20 protein-coding genes and 1 pseudogene are annotated in these 18,178 nt (G+C 40.2%); 19 read left to right on the forward strand and 2 right to left on the reverse strand.

Features of this window, described 5'->3' with window-relative positions:
- The first annotated feature begins 97 nt into the window (after positions 1 to 97).
- From PG418_RS12440 to PG418_RS12455, 4 genes are all read left to right on the forward strand, one after another.
- The gene (locus PG418_RS12440) at positions 98 to 859 is read left to right on the forward strand and encodes a threonine/serine exporter family protein (protein WP_498837470.1); all 762 of its coding nucleotides are present in this window, start codon (positions 98 to 100) and stop codon (positions 857 to 859) included.
- A gap of 18 nt (positions 860 to 877) precedes the next feature.
- A complete protein-coding gene (locus PG418_RS12445) occupies positions 878 to 1,402 on the forward strand; it encodes a threonine/serine exporter family protein (protein WP_242860789.1) in 525 nt (174 codons plus the stop codon).
- Positions 1,403 to 1,541: 139 nt separating this feature from the next.
- The gene (gene gltX / locus PG418_RS12450; protein ID WP_498837471.1) at positions 1,542 to 2,999 is read left to right on the forward strand and encodes a glutamate--tRNA ligase; all 1,458 of its coding nucleotides are present in this window, start codon (positions 1,542 to 1,544) and stop codon (positions 2,997 to 2,999) included.
- Between the two features lie 99 nt (positions 3,000 to 3,098).
- Entirely contained in the window at positions 3,099 to 4,961 is a 1,863-nt protein-coding gene (locus tag PG418_RS12455; protein ID WP_173686604.1) for an ATP-dependent helicase, read from the forward strand.
- Here the strand turns inward: PG418_RS12455 and PG418_RS12460 are convergent, their stop codons facing one another.
- Positions 4,962 to 5,276: a DUF1292 domain-containing protein gene (locus PG418_RS12460; protein ID WP_008375343.1), complete on the reverse strand. Its 315-nt coding sequence runs from the start codon at positions 5,274 to 5,276 to the stop codon at positions 4,962 to 4,964.
- Positions 5,277 to 5,405: 129 nt separating this feature from the next.
- On the opposite strand from PG418_RS12460, the gene PG418_RS12465 reads away from it, so the two are divergent.
- From PG418_RS12465 to PG418_RS12525, 13 genes and pseudogenes are all read left to right on the forward strand, one after another.
- Positions 5,406 to 6,398, forward strand: a complete 993-nt coding sequence (locus PG418_RS12465) for a sugar ABC transporter substrate-binding protein (RefSeq protein WP_173686605.1) — start codon at positions 5,406 to 5,408, stop codon at positions 6,396 to 6,398.
- Entirely contained in the window at positions 6,389 to 8,110 is a 1,722-nt protein-coding gene (locus tag PG418_RS12470; protein WP_227084865.1) for an alpha-amylase family glycosyl hydrolase, read from the forward strand. The genes PG418_RS12465 and PG418_RS12470 overlap by 10 nt, the downstream gene beginning before the upstream one ends.
- Complete coding sequence (locus PG418_RS12475; protein ID WP_498837472.1) at positions 8,107 to 8,646, forward strand: DUF5662 family protein; 540 nt, start codon at positions 8,107 to 8,109, stop codon at positions 8,644 to 8,646. The genes PG418_RS12470 and PG418_RS12475 overlap by 4 nt, the downstream gene beginning before the upstream one ends.
- Positions 8,647 to 8,663: 17 nt before the next feature.
- Positions 8,664 to 8,843: a DUF4250 domain-containing protein gene (locus PG418_RS12480; protein ID WP_055157828.1), complete on the forward strand. Its 180-nt coding sequence runs from the start codon at positions 8,664 to 8,666 to the stop codon at positions 8,841 to 8,843.
- Between the two features lie 15 nt (positions 8,844 to 8,858).
- Positions 8,859 to 10,307 (forward strand): tRNA (N6-isopentenyl adenosine(37)-C2)-methylthiotransferase MiaB, encoded by a 1,449-nt coding sequence (miaB, locus tag PG418_RS12485; RefSeq protein ID WP_055157827.1) that lies wholly within the window; start codon positions 8,859 to 8,861, stop codon positions 10,305 to 10,307.
- 75 nt (positions 10,308 to 10,382) lie between these two features.
- The gene (locus tag PG418_RS12490) at positions 10,383 to 10,814 is read left to right on the forward strand and encodes a putative ABC transporter permease (protein WP_195368730.1); all 432 of its coding nucleotides are present in this window, start codon (positions 10,383 to 10,385) and stop codon (positions 10,812 to 10,814) included.
- Between the two features lie 423 nt (positions 10,815 to 11,237).
- Positions 11,238 to 12,596, forward strand: coding sequence for a peptide MFS transporter (locus tag PG418_RS12495; RefSeq protein WP_243870560.1), 1,359 nt, complete (start codon positions 11,238 to 11,240; stop codon positions 12,594 to 12,596).
- A gap of 146 nt (positions 12,597 to 12,742) precedes the next feature.
- Positions 12,743 to 13,180 carry a hypothetical protein gene (locus tag PG418_RS12500; RefSeq protein WP_498837473.1) on the forward strand — a complete coding sequence of 146 codons (438 nt, stop codon included), beginning with the start codon at positions 12,743 to 12,745 and terminating at the stop codon, positions 13,178 to 13,180.
- A gap of 86 nt (positions 13,181 to 13,266) precedes the next feature.
- Positions 13,267 to 13,587: a hypothetical protein gene (locus PG418_RS12505; protein WP_055157820.1), complete on the forward strand. Its 321-nt coding sequence runs from the start codon at positions 13,267 to 13,269 to the stop codon at positions 13,585 to 13,587.
- A gap of 115 nt (positions 13,588 to 13,702) precedes the next feature.
- On the forward strand, positions 13,703 to 13,963 hold the full coding sequence (locus tag PG418_RS12510; RefSeq protein ID WP_044999282.1) for a type II toxin-antitoxin system Phd/YefM family antitoxin: 261 nt from the start codon (positions 13,703 to 13,705) through the stop codon (positions 13,961 to 13,963).
- On the forward strand, positions 13,953 to 14,249 hold the full coding sequence (locus tag PG418_RS12515; RefSeq protein WP_055297053.1) for a type II toxin-antitoxin system RelE/ParE family toxin: 297 nt from the start codon (positions 13,953 to 13,955) through the stop codon (positions 14,247 to 14,249). The genes PG418_RS12510 and PG418_RS12515 overlap by 11 nt, the downstream gene beginning before the upstream one ends.
- Positions 14,250 to 14,384: 135 nt before the next feature.
- Positions 14,385 to 14,831: pseudogene (locus tag PG418_RS12520) on the forward strand (hypothetical protein); the annotation flags it as partial.
- A 21-nt stretch (positions 14,832 to 14,852) separates the two neighbouring features.
- The gene (locus tag PG418_RS12525) at positions 14,853 to 15,008 is read left to right on the forward strand and encodes a restriction endonuclease subunit S domain-containing protein (RefSeq protein ID WP_334299362.1); all 156 of its coding nucleotides are present in this window, start codon (positions 14,853 to 14,855) and stop codon (positions 15,006 to 15,008) included.
- Here the strand turns inward: PG418_RS12525 and PG418_RS12530 are convergent.
- Positions 14,987 to 15,526, reverse strand: coding sequence for a restriction endonuclease subunit S (locus tag PG418_RS12530; RefSeq protein ID WP_055157818.1), 540 nt, complete (start codon positions 15,524 to 15,526; stop codon positions 14,987 to 14,989). The genes PG418_RS12525 and PG418_RS12530 overlap by 22 nt on opposite strands.
- A 221-nt stretch (positions 15,527 to 15,747) precedes the next feature.
- Between PG418_RS12530 and PG418_RS12535 the strand changes: the two genes are divergently transcribed.
- On the forward strand, positions 15,748 to 16,428 hold the full coding sequence (locus tag PG418_RS12535) for a GTP pyrophosphokinase (protein ID WP_009203863.1): 681 nt from the start codon (positions 15,748 to 15,750) through the stop codon (positions 16,426 to 16,428).
- Between the two features lie 35 nt (positions 16,429 to 16,463).
- Positions 16,464 to 18,023 (forward strand): cardiolipin synthase, encoded by a 1,560-nt coding sequence (gene cls / locus PG418_RS12540; RefSeq protein WP_009203864.1) that lies wholly within the window; start codon positions 16,464 to 16,466, stop codon positions 18,021 to 18,023.
- The last annotated feature ends 155 nt before the right edge of the window (positions 18,024 to 18,178 follow it).

Here is an 18,178-nt window from a genome sequence, read left to right on the forward strand (position 1 = left end):
TTGTACTGTTTGTGTACGAAAAAATTTTGGTTGATTTTTGGAATAGGAAATAGTATCATGACAGTTATAAATCCGAAAAAGTGAGAGGGAGAAAGTCATGGATACGCAATTATTACTGAAAACGGCGATGCTTGCCGGTGAAATAATGCTGCGAAGCGGAGCGGAAACGTATCGTGTGGAAGATACCATGCATCATATACTGAAGACGGCGGATCACATCGAGATGGCAGAAGTTCTGGTGATCATGACCGGAATTTCCGCGACGATCAAACTGGAGAACGAAAAGGCAGTTACTGTTACAAAGAGAGTAGAAGAACGGGATACCAATCTAAAGCTCGCCGTAGATGTTAATGAGATTTCCAGGCAGTATTGTGGAGATGATCTGACACTAGAGCAGGCATATGAGAAGCTTTCGACGTTAAAACAGTTCGAGTTCAGCCGCAAGACAACCAACCTGGCAATGATGGGGGTTGGTGTGGGATTTACAATTTTTTTTGGTGGATCCATTGCAGATACCGGGGCAGCCATCGTTGTAGGACTTTTTCTTGTTGCCTTTGTATCAGCGGGACAGGATCTGAAATTTCACCCATTTATTCAGGATATTTTCGCAGGATTTGGTGTTGCGTTTGCCTGCTGCCTTCTAAAAGAAGGTCTGGGTAATCAGATGAATATGGATACTGTTATGATAGGAAGTTTTATGCCTCTTGTACCGGGAATGGCAATCACCAATGCTGTCAGGGATACCTTGCGGGGGGATTATCTTTCCGGTGGTGCAAGAGTGATGGAAGCTTTCTTAAAAGCACTTGGGATTGCAATTGGAATTGGTATTGGGCTGGCGCTTTGCGCAAAGATTTTTTAGCAGGAAGGAGAGCAAAAAATGAACAGTACTGTTTTTGAAATGATCATCCGGGTATTTGGAGCGTTTTTATCTATTTACAGTTTTGCGGTTCTCCTTCAGGTTCCGCGCCGCTTTGTTCTTCAGGCTGGTATTGTAGGAGCAATTGGTGGATTTGTCTATCTGCTTGCAATACATTTTGGCAGAGGAGATATGATGGCATCTTTATATTCAGCAATTGCAGCTGCAGTTGTTTCGCATATTTTTGCGAGAGTTTATAAGACACCGGTTACGTTGTTTCTGATTGCCGGGGTTCTTCCGACTGTTCCCGGAAACGGGATGTACCAGACGGTTCATTATCTGATCGACGGGAACGAGGCGATGTCCGAATTTTATCTGATCCAGACATTGGAGATCGCAGGCGTGATCTCTCTTGCAATTTTTGTCGTGGATACCTTTTTCCAGGCTTTTCAGAAGAGTGAGTGGAAGCAGAATTCCATGAAGTACGTCCGAAAGATCGTTCCTGGAGCTGAGGAACCGCAAAATACAGAAAAACGGGAAAAATAGTGGCTTCGGAATGCTTGAAGTAAAAAAGGGAATGTGTTAGTATTATAAAGATGAACATATATTTGAATGTCATAGAGAACTGTGAATAGTCTATTTTCACAGTGAAAATAAAACAGAAGTTAAAGAGAGGAACACTAAAATGAAAAAAGTCAGAACAAGATTTGCACCGAGTCCGACAGGTAGAATGCATGTCGGTAATTTGCGTACTGCATTATATGCATACCTGATCGCAAAACATGAAGGCGGAGATTTTATGCTCCGTATTGAAGATACAGATCAGGAAAGATATGTAGAAGGTGCATTGGATATTATTTACAGAACACTGGAGAAGACAGGCCTTGTTCATGATGAAGGCCCAGATAAAGATGGCGGTGTCGGACCATACGTTCAGAGTGAAAGACAGGCTTCAGGAATTTACATGAAGTATGCTAAGCAGTTAATTGAACAGGGAGATGCATACTACTGTTTCTGTGATAAAGAACGTCTGGAATCTTTGAAGACTTCTGTATCAGAGGATGGAACACAGATTGTGAATTATGACAAGCATTGTCTGCATCTGAGTAAAGAAGAGATAGAAGCAAACCTTGCAGCCGGAAAGCCATATGTTGTCCGTATCAATATGCCGACAGAGGGAACCACAACTTTCCATGATGAAATTTATGGAGATATTACCGTTCCGAATGCGGAACTGGATGATATGATCCTGATCAAATCAGACGGATATCCGACCTATAATTTTGCGAACGTTATTGATGATCATTTGATGAATATTACACACGTTGTCCGAGGAAATGAATATCTTTCTTCAGCACCGAAGTACAACCGTCTTTACGAAGCATTTGGATGGGAAGTACCGGTCTATGTACATTGCCCGCTGATTACAGATGAGAACCACAAAAAGCTCAGCAAGAGATGTGGACATTCTTCTTACGAAGATCTTCTGGATCAGGGATTTGTAAGTGAAGCAATTGTAAATTATGTGGCACTTCTTGGATGGTGTCCGCAGGATAACAGAGAGATCTTCTCACTGCCGGAACTTGTTGAAGCATTTGACTATCATCATATGAGCAAATCACCGGCTGTATTTGATATCAATAAGCTGAAGTGGATGAACGGGGAATATCTGAAGGCTATGGATTTTGATAAATTCTATGAACTTGCAGAGCCGTATATCAAGAAAGTGATCACAAAGGATTATGATCTGAAAAAGATTGCGTCTCTGATCAAGAGCCGTATCGAAATCCTTCCGGATATCAAAGACCAGATTGATTTCTTTGAAGCTGTTCCGGAATATGATACTGCAATGTATTGCCATAAGAAGATGAAGACTAACGAAGAGACTTCTCTGGAAGTATTAAAAGAAATTCTTCCAAGACTGGAAGCATGGGATGATTACAGTAATGACGCATTATTCAGGCTGCTGAAGGGATTTGCAGAAGAAAAAGGTTATAAGAACGGATATGTGATGTGGCCGGTAAGAACTGCAGTTTCAGGAAAGCAGAATACTCCGGGTGGAGCGACTGAAATCATGGAAGTTCTTGGTAAGGCAGAATCTGTAGAAAGAATCAAGAATGCAATAGAATTATTAAGCAGGTAATATACAGATATAAAAGTATGCATGGGGGACGGATTTCTTTTTTCGCGTAATGCGGAAGAGGAATCCGTTCTGTTGTATTACATATGAGAAGGGGAGTTCATGAAACTAAACAGAGGACAGGATGAAGCGATAAAGCACGGGAATGGACCGTGTATGGTGCTGGCACCTCCGGGTTCGGGAAAGACGCTTATTGTCACAGAACGTACCCGTTATCTGATCGAGGAGAGCGGAGTACGCCCGGATCAGATTCTTGTAATTACTTTTACAAGATATGCAGCACGTGAAATGAAAGAACGTTTTGAAAGGCTGACTGCCGGAAAAAATTATCCGGTAACGTTTGGGACCTTTCACAGTATTTTTTATGGGATTCTAAAATGTGCCTATGGGATTGGTGCGAATAATCTGATGTCTGAAAAAGAGTCCTCTGTACTTTTACAGGAGGTCTTAGACCAGACCAATATCGAATCAACACCTGAAGTAGAAGATGAAGAGGAACTGGTGAGAGAACTTCTGCGGGAAGTCGGCATGGTAAAGAACGGACTTTATCATCTGAAAGATTTTCACAGTAAGTATCTTACACAAGATGAGTTTGCAGAAGTGTTCCGCAGCTATGAGCATCAGAAAAAAGAACTGAAAAAATTTGATTTTGATGATATGCTGGTACAGTGTTATGCACTTTTCCGGAAAAAGCCGGAGATTCTGCAAGGATGGCAGAAGCGTTTTCAGTATATCCTGATCGATGAATTCCAGGATATCAACCGTGTGCAGTATGAAGTGATCCGGATGCTTGCAGCACCGAGGTACAATTTGTTTGTAGTCGGGGATGATGATCAGTCCATTTATGGATTTCGTGGAGCAAAGCCGGAGCTGATGCTTTATATGAAGCAGGAATTCCCGTCACTTCGGACCATTTCGCTGACGGTGAATTATCGTTCTACCGAATTTATTACCGGAGCAGCGGCAAGAGTGATTTTGCATAATGATACCCGTTTTTACAAGCGTGTACAGTCATTTCGGGGAAGAGGACAGAATGTTCATGTGCAGGAAGTCCTGGATGAACAGGAAGAGGCGCAGTATGTAACGGAAGAGATCCAGAAAAAACTGGACCAGGGAATAAAGCCGGGAGAAATTGCTGTACTTTTCCGGGCAGCAGTCCAGGCGCGAATGATTTCGGAAATATTAAGCGAACACCGTATCCCGTTTGAAATGCGAGATTATGTGACCAATTTTTACAGGCATTTTATTGTAAAAGATATGATGGCATATCTGCAGTTGGCAGCAGGAAAGCGGGACAGGTCGCTTTTCCTGACGATCTGTAACCGACCACTCAGGTATCTGGCACGGAACAGTATGGAGAACCGGCAGGTAAATTTTGAGGATCTGCGTAAATTTTATTGCGATAAGGACTGGATGCTGGATATTATTGACCAGTTTGATGTGGATGTCCGTATGATGAAGAATATGGCACCTTATGCGGCAATCCAGTATATCCGAAAAAAGATCGGATATGATGATTTCCTGAAAGAATATGCCGAAAAACATCAGATTTCGTGGAAGCAGCTGATGGATGTGATGGCAGAGCTTGAGGAGAGGAGTAAAAACTTCAAATCCTATGATGAATGGGAAATCCATATTGCAAAATATACGCAGGAGCTGGAAGAACAGCAGGCAAAGGCAAGGAAGATCAAAGGAGAGCGGGAGAATAAGGTACAGCTGATGACGATCCATTCAGCGAAAGGACTGGAATTTGAGGATGTATTTGTGATCCATGCCAATGAGGGTGAGATTCCGCATCAGAAGGCAGAAAAGAAAGACGAGATTGAAGAAGAGAGAAGACTTTTTTATGTAGCACTAACCCGTGCGAAGAATAATCTCTGTATTTCCTATATTACACAAAAAAACGGGAACAGTATCAAACCGTCCCGTTTTGTGGAAGAGCTTTTAGGTCAGAGAATAAAATAATTATTCTTCAATATCAAAGCCTTCAAATTCCTGTGTATCAAGCCATTCATCAAACTTATCCGCAGCGCGGTCATACTCATCATCATCTTCAATATTCTGAAGATCATGATCGGAGCCGCCTGTGGTATCACGGATAAAGCGATAGATCCATACGTCTCCGTCCTCATTTCCACCGTCTTCATCAAGCGGAAGAAGTGCAATGTATTCGGTAGAATCCATATTAAAAGTTGTGATAATGGCGCATTCGATTTCCACATCGTCATCAAGTGTCAGTGTGACAACATCGGATTCAAGCAGATTATGTTCCTTTTCCATTGTTCAGTTCTCCTTTCAATCTGATACTATCACTCTAACAGAGTATGGGGATATTTGCAAGGGGAAAAGTATTGACATTAGCGGTAAAAAAGATACAATAAAAGAAAGGTTTCAGGGAGGTTTATCTATATGAAGAAAAAGATTTTTTCTATCTTTCTTGTGATGGTTCTCTGTATTGGCATGACTGCAGGCTGTAAGAAGAATGTTGGGACAAGCCAGGACAATGCAATAGCAGAAGAGGACGATGACAGCAAGGAAGAGGCAAAAAGCTATCGTTTTGGATTTAGTTGTATTACCATGGAAAATCCATACTATATTACACTTGAGCAGGCACTGAGAGAAGCAGTCGAAGCACAGGGAAGTACGCTGGTGACAAAAGATCCGGCACTGAATGTAGACACCCAGATCGAGCAGATCCATCAGATGATCAAAGACGGACTGGATGCCATTTTTCTGTGTCCGGTATCAAGAGATGCGATCACACCTGCTCTGGAAGAGCTTAAGGAAGCCGATGTTAAGATCATCAATATTGATACGGAAGTTAAGGATACGGATTATATTGATGCCTATATTGGTTCGGATAATAAAGCTGCCGGACAGCTTTGTGGAGAAGATCTGATACAGCAGAGTCCGGATGGTGGAAAGATTGTAATTCTTGAAGGTCTTACACAGAATTCTATTGTAGAGAGAATTACAGGCTTTGAGGAAGCAATTGCCGGAAAGGGATTTGAGATTGTAGGAAGAGCAGATGTCAGTGGAGATTTGAACGAGGCAAGAGAAGCATCTAACAAGATTTTTGCAGAGAATAAGGATGTTACGGCAGTAATGTGCGGGAACGACCAGATTGCGCTTGGGGCACTGGTTGCAGCAAGAACAGCCGGTCTTACTGATGTAAAGATTTACGGGGTAGATGGTTCTCCGGATCTGAAAAAAGAACTTCAGAAGACGGATTCCCTGATTCGCGGAACAAGTGCGCAATCACCGATCAAACTCGGAAAAGAATCGGCCAAAATCGGTTTTGCTATTTTAAACGGGGATGATTATGAAAAGACAACGTATCTGGATGTATGTTTTATTGATGCCTCGAATGTAGATATGTATGGAGTTGATGGATGGCAGTAACAGGGGGAACAGTGGATATGAAGACAGCAGTGGGATTTCCGTTTCCACAGGGATGTACTGTGGAAGGACAGACAGTGAATTTTTCGGTAGCAGTTCCGGAAGGACAGACATGTGAACTGATCATTTATAAAAAAGGTGCCAGGGCTTCAGCATTTTCACAGGAGATGCCATACTCTGATGTGGCAGGAAATCTGCACTTTCTCTCCGTTGTGCTGGAACAACCGGAAGATTATGAATATTGTTATAAAATCGGTGGAAAGATAGTTCCGGATCCATATGGAAAAGCATTTTCAGGCAGAGAACACTGGTCTGTGTCAAAGGGAAAGGAAAAGAGAAAACTGCGTACCCGGATCGTAACAGATACATTTGACTGGGAAAAGTCGCAATTTCCGCATCTGAAAAAGGAAGATGTGATCGCCTACAGTCTTCATGTCCGTGGATTTACAAAACACAGTTCGTCCGGAGTCGCACACAAAGGAACGTTTGACGGAGTTACGGAGAAACTGCCCTATCTTCAAAAATTGGGGATTAACCAGATCCATCTGATGCCGGTTTATGAATTTGATGAGAATCAGAGGCATGTGAATTACTGGGGATATGGAAAAGCATATTTCTTTGCACCAAAAGCATCATATGCGGCAGGAGATCCGGTGAATGAGATGAAGTCACTTGTTCGTCAGATGCATCTTGCGGGGATTGAAGTTATTCTTGAGATGCCTTTCACAGAAGGAACTACGTTTTCTCTGATTTTAGATTGTCTGCGTTACTGGGTGATGCAGTATCATGTGGATGGATTTATTGTGAATCCATATATCTGCAATCCGGATGAACTTGCAAAGGATCCTGTGCTTGCGAAAAGTAAGATCCTCAAAAAAGAAGACGGATTCCAGAATGTGATGCGCCGTTTCTTAAAGGGAGATGAGGGCATGATCTGGGATGTGATCTGCCAGCTGAAGAATCAGGATACACAGCTGTATAATTATATTGCAAGCCACAACGGATTTACGCTCTGTGATGTAGTTTCCTATGATGGAAAGCACAACGAAGCAAATGGTGAGAATAATCTGGATGGTCCGGATTACAATTACAGCTGGAACTGTGGGGCAGAAGGGAACAGCCGGAAAAAGGCGGTTAACGAGTTGCGGAAGAATCAGATATTTAATGCGTTCTTTTTACTTTTATTTGCACAGGGAATGCCGTGTATCCTTTCTGGGGATGAATTTATGAATACCCAGAAAGGAAATAATAATGCATACTGTCAGGATAATCTGATATCATGGCTTGACTGGAACCAGCTTTCCAGACAGGAAGAATTATATACATTTGTATGTCGATTGATTGCACTTCGCAAAGCCTGTATGAAGCAGACAGCGAAAAAATCAGAAGACACGATGGGCAGAAGCGGAATCCCTCAGATTTCCTATCATGGGGAGGATGCGTGGCAGATGCCGGCAGGGCGTGCAAGCAGACAGCTTGGTGTGTTCTATCATGAAGAATGTACAGAGAAGGACTTTTATATTGCATATAATATGCACTGGCTTTCTCATTCATTTGCACTTCCTTCTCTTCCAAAAGGAATGGAATGGGTGTGCATAGCAGGGACAAAAGAAGGAGTCCTGGATGAAAAAGAAGCAGTTCCGGTAAAAGATAAGAAGGTTCAGCTGGAGGAGCGAACGATCAAAGTTTTTGTTGGAAGGCAGGCTAAAGAATGAAAATCTGGAAACATTTTTGCACCATAACACATCACAAATATCTGGTTATGAAGAACTGCTTTAAGGTAGGACTTTACAGACAGGGACTTTTGCATGATATGTCGAAGTACTCTCCGGCGGAGTTCTGGGTTGGGTGCAGGTATTTCCAGGGAAACCGGAGTCCGAATAACGCAGAAAGAGAAGAAAAGGGCTATTCTTCGGCATGGCTGCACCATAAAGGGCGCAATAAACATCATTATGAATACTGGATTGACTACGGACTGGAAGGGGAACCAATGCTTACCGGGATGAAGATGCCCAAAAAGTATGTGGTCGAGATGTTAATGGACCGGATCGCAGCATCCAAGATTTATATGAAAGATAAATACACGGATACGTCACCGCTTGAATATTATCTTCACGGTATTGCAGGGAACTGGATGCATAAGGATACCAGGGCACTTCTGGAAGAACTTCTCTATATGCTCGCGGCAGACGGGGAAGAGAAAACTTTTGATTATATCCGGAATACCGTGTTGAAAACGAGAGATTATTAGAAAAAGAGGATAAAAACATGGCAGATTTACCAAAGGATCCAATGATCCTTCTGAGTGTGGTCAATACAAAATTACGGGATTTTTATGCAGATCTGGATACTCTTTGCCAGGAGATGCAGATTGAGAAAAAAGAACTGACAGAGAAACTGGCATCCATTGATTATGAATATGATGCAGAGCTGAACCAGTTTGTATAGAGAGGTTAATAACATATGAATAATATTGATTTTGATGCAATAGATCTTACCAAAGAAGCTCCGGTCACTGAGCCGGAGAGACAGTACTATTACATTGCCAAAGCGCGGAAGTATGTAAGCGAAAAAGCACAGGAGATCGGAAGAAATCTGACTTTTTGCGTGACGACTTTCGGTTGTCAGATGAACGCTCGTGACTCCGAAAAGCTGGTCGGTGTTCTGGAACTGATCGGATACAAGGAAGAGCCGGATGAAGAGAAAGCAGACTTCGTTATCTACAACACCTGTACTGTCCGTGAAAATGCGAATCTGCGTGTTTACGGACGTCTGGGACAGCTTGGTGCAAAGAAGAAAAAGAATCCGCATATGTTCATCGGACTCTGCGGATGTATGATGCAGGAACCGACTGTTGTAGAGAAGATCAAGAAGAGCTATCGGTTTGTTGACCTGATCTTTGGAACTCACAATATTTATAAATTTGCAGAACTGATCGTGACAAGATTTGAATCTGAGAGAATGGTGATCGATATCTGGAAGGATACCGATAAGATTGTGGAGGATCTTCCGAGCGAACGTAAATTTTCCTTCAAATCCGGTGTTAACATCATGTTCGGATGTAACAATTTCTGCAGCTACTGTATCGTACCGTATGTGCGTGGACGTGAGAGAAGCCGTAATCCAAAAGATATCATTCGCGAGATTGAAGGACTTGTGGCAGATGGTGTGGTAGAAGTTATGCTCCTTGGTCAGAATGTAAACTCTTATGGAAAGAATCTGGAAGAGCCGATGACATTTGCACAGCTTCTTCAGGAGATTGAGAAGATTGAAGGACTGGAGAGAATCCGCTTTATGACTTCCCATCCAAAGGATTTATCAGATGAACTAATTGATGTAATGGCACATTCCAAGAAAATCTGCAAGCATCTGCATCTTCCGGTTCAGTCAGGAAGCAGCAGGATCCTGCAGAAGATGAACCGCCATTACACCAAGGAGCATTATCTTGAGGTGGTAAGAAAGATCCGCGAAGCAGTGCCGGATATTTCTCTTACAACGGATATTATCGTCGGATTCCCTGGGGAGACAGAGGAAGATTTCCAGGATACTCTGGATATTGTAAGACAGGTGCGTTATGACAGTGCCTTTACTTTTATCTATTCCAAGAGAACAGGAACCCCTGCGGCAGCAATGGAAGATCAGGTTCCTGACGACGTGGTAAAAGACCGTTTTGATCGCCTTTTAAAAGAGGTGCAGCAGATTTCGGCGGAAGTATGCTCTGTACATCAGGGAACCACACAGGATGTGCTGGTAGAAAGTGTCAACGATCATGATCCGTCATTGGTGACAGGACGAATGAGCAACAACCTCCTGGTACATTTCCCGGGAGATGAAAGCATGATCGGTAAGATCGTGACAGTTTACTTAAAAGAGGCAAAAGGCTTCTATTATATGGGAGAACTCTGTAAATAAATCCAATGATTTGTGATAAAATCCAAAAGAAACGCTCATGCTATGTAAGAGATTTGCATAGTGAGGGCGTTTTTTATGGTGAAAAGAGTGAGTAAAAGGGTAAGTGAGATAGTCTTTCTGATAGCAGCAGGGGGAAGCACCTATTATCTGATCGAGATCTGGTTTCGTGGATTTTCTCATTGGACTATGTTTGTGCTTGGGGGAGTTGCATTGACATTTTGCAGTTTTCAGGGCGAGGTAATGCACTGGTCTGAGCCGATGTGGATTCAGATTATCCGGGCAGTGCTTTTCCTGACATCCTTGGAATTTATGACGGGGATTATCTGTAATAAATGGCTGAAGATCGGGATCTGGGATTACCGGGATCAGCCGTTCCAGCTGTGTGGCCAGATCTGCCTGCCGTTTATGGTGATGTTTTCAGGACTTTTATGCCTTGCGATCGTCCTTGGAGGAGTGGTGCTCTGGGGCGTATATGGGGAGAAAAAGCCGGAGTTTCATGTGTTGTAAAAGGGACTTAAGCATTTTTTTATATGTGAAAAATGACGAAATTAAGATGAAAAGAGTCGTGGGAAACCAAACTCTTTTCATCTTTTTTGTGGATGTTTACAAAAATGAGCATAAATGCATTTTGTTAAATGTAAAATGTTGACAATTTTCGAAGAATTCAGTAAGATACAAGAAAGGTTCAAGATAAAAAACAAGTGAATATAATCATGGAAAAAGGAGGGCAGCAAGAAAAATCGGGGAAAATATAAACTGTTTTTTATTGAATGAGAAGTATATGTTATTTGGAGGAAAACTAAAAATGAATCAATATGATGAAGCCTTAAAAAAGGAGACCGCGTTTTTGGGTCAGCCTAGGGGGGGGTGGGGACTCTCAGCTTTGTACAGCTTTGTTCGTCTTTTTCGAACTACGCAATGAATGCCGTAATGATCTATTACCTGTATGCAAATGCACCTGCAGGTCTTGGATTCGATAAAGCGGATGCAGCACAGTTGATTTCTTTATATGCAACTGTAGTCGGAATGACAACCATCATCGGAAGCTATGTCTGCGACCGTATTCTTGGATGTCGTAGGTCACTGCTTGTAGCCAGAGTTACCGGATTTATCGGTTATACTTTACTTGCATTTCCACTTGGGGTAGTAGGATATGCAGCAGCTATGGGATGTATGGTATTCGGTTCACTCTTCGCAGGAAGATGTATCGAAACTCTGATCGGTAAATTCTACGATGAGAACGATGGAAGACGTGACAGTGCTTTCACAATTTCTTACGTAATTTCCAATATCGGTGCAGCAGCTCCGGCCCTTGCAGGTGTAATCGCAGCGAAATGCGGATATCACGCAGCATTCGCATTATCAGCAGTTCTCTCATTCTTAGGTACTGTTGCTTATATTGCTACTTACAAAAAATTCTTCGGAAATATCGGTCTGGAACCGGATGATCCGCTTCCGGCAGATAAGAAACGTTCTTTTGTTGTAAAAATGCTTATTGTTGTTGCTATCGTAGGAACAGTTTTAGCAGTTTCATTTGCAACAGGAAAGCTGAAAATATCTTCCTTTGCAAACGTAGTAAGTACTATTTCCATCTTTATCCCGCTTGCTTATCTTGTCTTCATCTATTCCAGCAAGAAGACAGAAAAGCACGAGAAAAAGAAAGTACTTTGTCTGCTTCCACCATTTATCTGTAACGCCGTTACACTTTTGATCTGGACACAGACAATTTCAATCCTTGCTATCTTCTATGAAGAAAAAGTAAACCGTGTGATCTTCGGAGTAGAAATTCCGGCAGCTTCATTCCAGACAATCCCGGCAATCTTTGCGGTTTGCTTCGGTAGTCTTCTTACCATGCTTTGGACAAAACTTGGCAAGAAACAGCCATTCGGAACAACAAAGATGGGATTCGGAACGATTTTGTGGGGACTTGGAGCAATGATTATTGCACTCCTTTATATCATTTACCCAGGCGATGCAAAAGTAAATGCATGGTGGATCGTATTGTTCTATGTAGTACTGATGTTTGCTGAAGGATTTACATGCCCGATCGGTTACTCCATTACAGCAGTAGCAGCACCAAAAGCCTTTGTAACACAGATGATGACTGTATGGTCAATGTCTCAGTCAGTAGGAGCTGCTCTTAACATGATCCTCGTTAACTTCTATAAAGAAGGAAGCGAAGTGCCGTTCTTCATCGGAATCGGTGCAGTTGTAGCTATCCTTGGTGCAGTCGTACTCGCTTTCAGCAAGAAACTTGCAGAAGGAATGGGAATGGAAAGAGAAGCGTAGGAAGTTTCTCGAGAATAAATCAAATAAATGTCCTCTTAAAGAAGAAGTAATAAAAAGTATCAAAAAAATCCTTGTCAGGCAGAGATGTCCGGCAAGGACTTTTTAATTCTATAACATTTTGCAATATTTTGTAATAAAGGAGGAAAGTGAGGTGGACAGATTTAAAAGAATGCTGCGATTATTACAATATAAACTATAAATCCCTATGTACTTATATGCAGAAAAATAACATATCAAAAGAGGAGGCGTTCAGCCATTATTATCAGTATTATAAATATAATCGTTTTACATATAACCATGTGACTTATGACAGTTTCGCCGCATGCTGCATGGCATATGAGATTAAACCGATCTGCGTCCGGCGATATGCAAAAAGAAAACATTTTCTGCTGCGGCATGCGCTTTCCAGCTATTTGAATTATCATAATAAAAGAAAAATATATTTCTGCGGACAGGAATATATTACATTTACATCATGTTGCAGAGCATTTGGATGCAATGCATCTTATGTGTCGGCATACGCAAAACGGCACGGAATATCCAGAGAAGAAGCTTTGAAATTTTATATCAATCGGTGTCATTAAAAGCGGTGCGCAATAGAGCATGGCGAAAGAATTGTTCGGCACAAGAAGCATTCCGGCATTGTTTGAAAAGGAAGAAGAATCTGGAAATGGACGCGTTTTACTATAAAGGTGATAGGTATAAGGACTTGAAAGAATGCTGCAAGCAATATGGAATCAATGTTCAATCTGTGCATTCTTATAGGTTCCGGAATAAAGACAGCGATTATGATGAGGCGATTGATTATATTAGAAAGATTACGAAACAGCGGCAATTTATTTGGGAGGATGGAAGTGTATATGAATCAATCAATTCCTTTTGTAGAATGAAAAGTATCTCTGTAAGCAGTGTGAGAGATAAAGCGAGAAAGAAAGGGATGTCTTTACAGGAAGCGGCAAAATATTATATTGAGAGAAATAGTTATGACTGATGAGTACGCAGTATAAGCGGATGGTAGAATTTGTGAGAAATGTGTTGCTGTTTATTGCAATTATGATAAAATTAGGATAAAATAAAGATAGCAAAAAGTGAAAGGAGAGGTGGAAATGATACAAATTCGCCCAGTTTCTGATCTCAGAAATAAATTTCCTGAAATTGAGACTCTTGTTAATAGTGGAAATCCTGTGTATTTAACTAAAAATGGATATGGAGCTATGGTTGTTTTAAGTTTAGAAGAGTATGCAAGCCTCACTGATAATATCGAAATGAAGCTTGATGAAGCTGACAGACAGGCTGCGGGAACCGATGAAAGACTTTCTCACGAAAGCGTGTTCAAAAATGCAAGGAGTGCAATACATGGAAAATAAATCTTATCAGCTTCGCTACTTGTCAATATTTGAAACTGATTTGCTAAGTACGGTAAATTACATTACAAATGTCTTGAAAAATGAAGATGCAGCACATCGGTTGGTTGATGATATTGAAAGTGCCATATTGAAAAGGCTGGAAAATCCTCTTGCGTTTGAACCTTATCGTTCTGCAAAAAGGAGAGAGTATCCATATTATCGGATTTATGTGAGGAATTATGTGGTATATTATGTGGTTATCGGGAATGTTATGGAAGTAAGGCGACTGATATATAAAAGCACTTGATAAGGAACTGTAAGTTACGATGTTAAAAAGTAGAAGTTACTGATGATGGAACGCCGGATGAGGGGAAACTCTCATGTCCGGTGTGAAGTGGGGGAAAGTCTGGCGATAACATCAAAGGATTACCTATCACTATAGGACCGTTTGATTGCCCTGCATCATTTGGATATTGGTTGGAAACCATCTGACTTGGAACAGAGGGAAGGACGTATTATCCGTCAGGGAAACCATAATAAAAAGGTTCATATCTTCCGGTATGTAACAGAATCCACTTTCGACAGTTATATGTGGCAGTTGATCGAGAACAAGCAGAAATTCATTTCCCAGATTATGACGAGCAAAGCACCGGTCAGAAGTTGTGAAGATGTGGACGAAGCGGCGCTGTCCTATGCAGAGGTCAAAGCACTTGCAACCGGAAATCCGGCAGTAAAAGAGAAGATGGCATTAGATGTGGATGTGGCAAAATTAAAGCTTTTAAAAGCTAATCACATGAATAACCAGTACCGCCTGGAAGATGACATTGCAAGGAATTTTCCGCAACAGATTGCAAAACTGACGGAGATTATTGCCAGCTACAAGGCAGATAAAGGAAGTACTGTTGATCGTATTTCGGTAGAGGAGTTTCCAAATTACACTATTCCCGTGATTTCATTGAAGAATCAGAAAAAAATGGTTGCAGTATTAGAAAAAATCGACGCTAAGATAAGGACTAATAATAAGATAAATGATTATTTATCATATCAATCTTCGATGGCAGCTTGACCATTCATGAGCATTGGAAGTAACCAGTCTCTTATTGAGGCTAATTCATCACTTTCTTTCTGATATTGTTCTTGAAGCATGAGCAAACAATTAAACTTGTTTAAAATAGCTTTATTATCAGGAATAAAAACTGGAATATTTTCAATATCTCCTTTGGTAATGAATTTTACAATCGAACCTGAAGCTGCAGATTTAAATGACTTTATTTGATACATGCTTGCTAAATACAGAAGAGCATAATACTCTAGGTCTGGTATTAACACATATGTTCTTTGATAAGCATTAAATTTTCCTGTATAATGCTTAACATTAAACTCTCCATTGCCGGCTATCAAAATAGATGAAGCATTGAACGCATATTCATCACATTTCAATGTATTACTTGAGCAAGTAAAGAAATTATATTTCCCATTTGGTGATGAAAAATTTGCATCTTCCTTCCCAGTAACAATATTGGTCAAAGCAGATGCAATTGTATTACGACCAGTAATATTCCCAGTTTGAGCATCATTCATCATATTTTCATACAACAAGCAAAGTAGCTGTTCTAAATAATCATTTAAAGTGGAATGGAGAAGATAGATACGATCGAGAAATTTCTATTGTAAAAGAGTCATGACCAAAGAGAAATATCTAAATTATATAGATAGCCTTGTTATCCAGTAATTCAAGGAGAACGAATCAACTATCAAAATAAATAATGTTTTGAATACGGGGATGAAGTAGAAAGGAAAGTACCATGACAAAGGATGAAGTAAAAAAACTCTGGATGGACAGTCCGGAATCACTACAATTTTTAAATAATGCTACAAAATTTTATAATTTAATGATGATGTATCGTTGTGCTATTCGGGAGATACAAACTAAACTTGAGGTTTTGGATGATGAATTTTCAGTTGAGAACAATCGAAATCCTATTTCTTTTATAAAAACAAGGATTAAGAAGCCCAATAGTATTTACAATAAATTGCAGAAAATGGGACATGATTTTACAACAGAAAATATACAGACATATTTAAATGATGTAGCAGGCGTTCGAATAGTTTGTGCGTTTATTGACGATATTTATATGATATCAGATTTGATTACCCAACAGGATGATATTAAAGTTATTGAAATAAAAGATTATATAAAAAATCCAAAACCAAATGGTTATCGAAGCTATCATATGATTGTTGAAATACCAGTATTTTTTGCTAAGGGTAAAACACCTATGCGTGTAGAATTACAGATCCGAACCAATGGTATGGATTTCTGGGCAACATTGGAACATCAACTTCGCTATAAAAAAGGAATTGAAGAAATGCCTGGTTATGATGAGATAAGTGAAGAATTACTTCATTCTGCAAGAGCTATCATTGAAGCGGATAATGAAATGCAGAGAATAAAAGACAAAATAGGTATGTTTCATGAAATTTAGGCAGAAAACTGAGCAAGTAGGAAGGTGGAATATATATGAAGCAAGATACTTTAGAGGGCAAAGCAAAAACAAAAAATGGGGTAAAACGGCTGTGTTTTTCCATAGTCTGCATTCTTCTGGAAGTAATTTTTATTATTACTATCGTAACACGCTTGAATGAATATGCAGAAATTATAAATTTATTTACAAGGATTTTGAGTGGAATCTTGGTTTTGGGATTGTACGCATCAGATAAGACCTCTTCTATGAAAATGCCTTGGGTCATCTTAATTCTAATCTTCCCAATTATGGGTGTAGGCCTGTATTTGTTGATTGGTTTGAATGGTGGCACACATAAAATGCGTGAACGATATACAGAAATTGATAGTAAATTATTACCAATGCTTCCTGACAATCAGGAGTGTTTGAGTAGAATAAAAGAAACGATTCCGAAAGCAGGAAATATCGCAAGTTACATACAAAGAAATTCGCAGTATCCAATCTATCAGAATACAGATATTGTGTATTTTGATGAAGCAGTGACAGGATTAGAGGCACAGCTTAAGGATTTGAAGAAAGCACAGAAATTTATCTTCATGGAATATCATGCGATAGAAGACGCTGAAGCATGGCATAAGATTCAAGATGTTCTGGAAGAGCGAGTAAAAGCAGGTGTGGAAGTTAGAGTATTCTATGATGATATGGGTTCTATAGGCTTTATTAATACAGATTTTGTGAAAAAAATGGAGCGAATAGGAATTCATTGCCGTGTATTCAATCCGTTTATGCCAGGTTTAAATCTGTTTTTGAACAACCGTGATCATAGAAAAATAACAGTTATTGATGGAAAAGTCGGATTTACAGGTGGATATAATCTCGCAAATGAATATTTTAATTACACACACCCGTACGGACAGTGGAAAGATACAGGTATTCGTTTAGAAGGAGATGCTGTTCAGTCGCTTACGGTGACATTTTTGGAGATGTGGAATGCAGTAAGTGATAAGGATGCTAATGATTCTGATTTTAGTAAATACCTTTTCCATTATGATTATGCGGCACAGCAAACTGGGTTTGTTCAACCTTATGCAGACAGTCCTATGGATAATGAGCAGGTAGGAGAAGAAGTTTATATCAGTATGATAAATAAAGCTGAAAAATACTGTTGGTTTATGACTCCATATCTAATCATAACAGATGAAATGACACATGCGTTATGCCTGGCTGCTAAGCGAGGGGTAGATGTAAGAATTATCACACCGGGTATCCCTGATAAGAAGTTCATTTATAATATAACTCGTTCTTTTTATCATGGATTAGTTAAACATGGTGTTCGTGTTTATGAGTGGACTCCTGGTTTCTGTCATGCAAAAATGAGTGTGGCAGATGACTGTATGGCAACCTGTGGAACAATTAATCTGGATTATCGAAGTTTATATCACCATTTTGAAAACGGCTGTTTTATGGCAGATTGTCAGGCAGTTGTGGAAATAAAAAATGATTTGATAAGAACGATGGGAGAATGTCGTGATGTGACAGACCAATATCAAACCGGACGAAGTGCATATTTGAGACTGGGACAATTATTTATGAGATTATTTGCTGGATTGCTATAAGAATCTGATGAAACGACCTTTCAAAAAACAGTTGATTTAGAAGTTAACTGTTTTTGAAAGGCTGTTTTTGTTATATCTAACAGTCTGTTGTACAAAGAAGATTTTGCGTGGATGAAAAAAACAAACCTTGTTGAGGTTAAATTGAGATTGACTTT

The organism is Bariatricus sp. TF06-38A (genome assembly GCF_027690675.1).
In the GTDB taxonomy this organism is placed as follows: Bacteria; Bacillota; Clostridia; order Lachnospirales; family Lachnospiraceae; genus Allocoprococcus; species Allocoprococcus comes.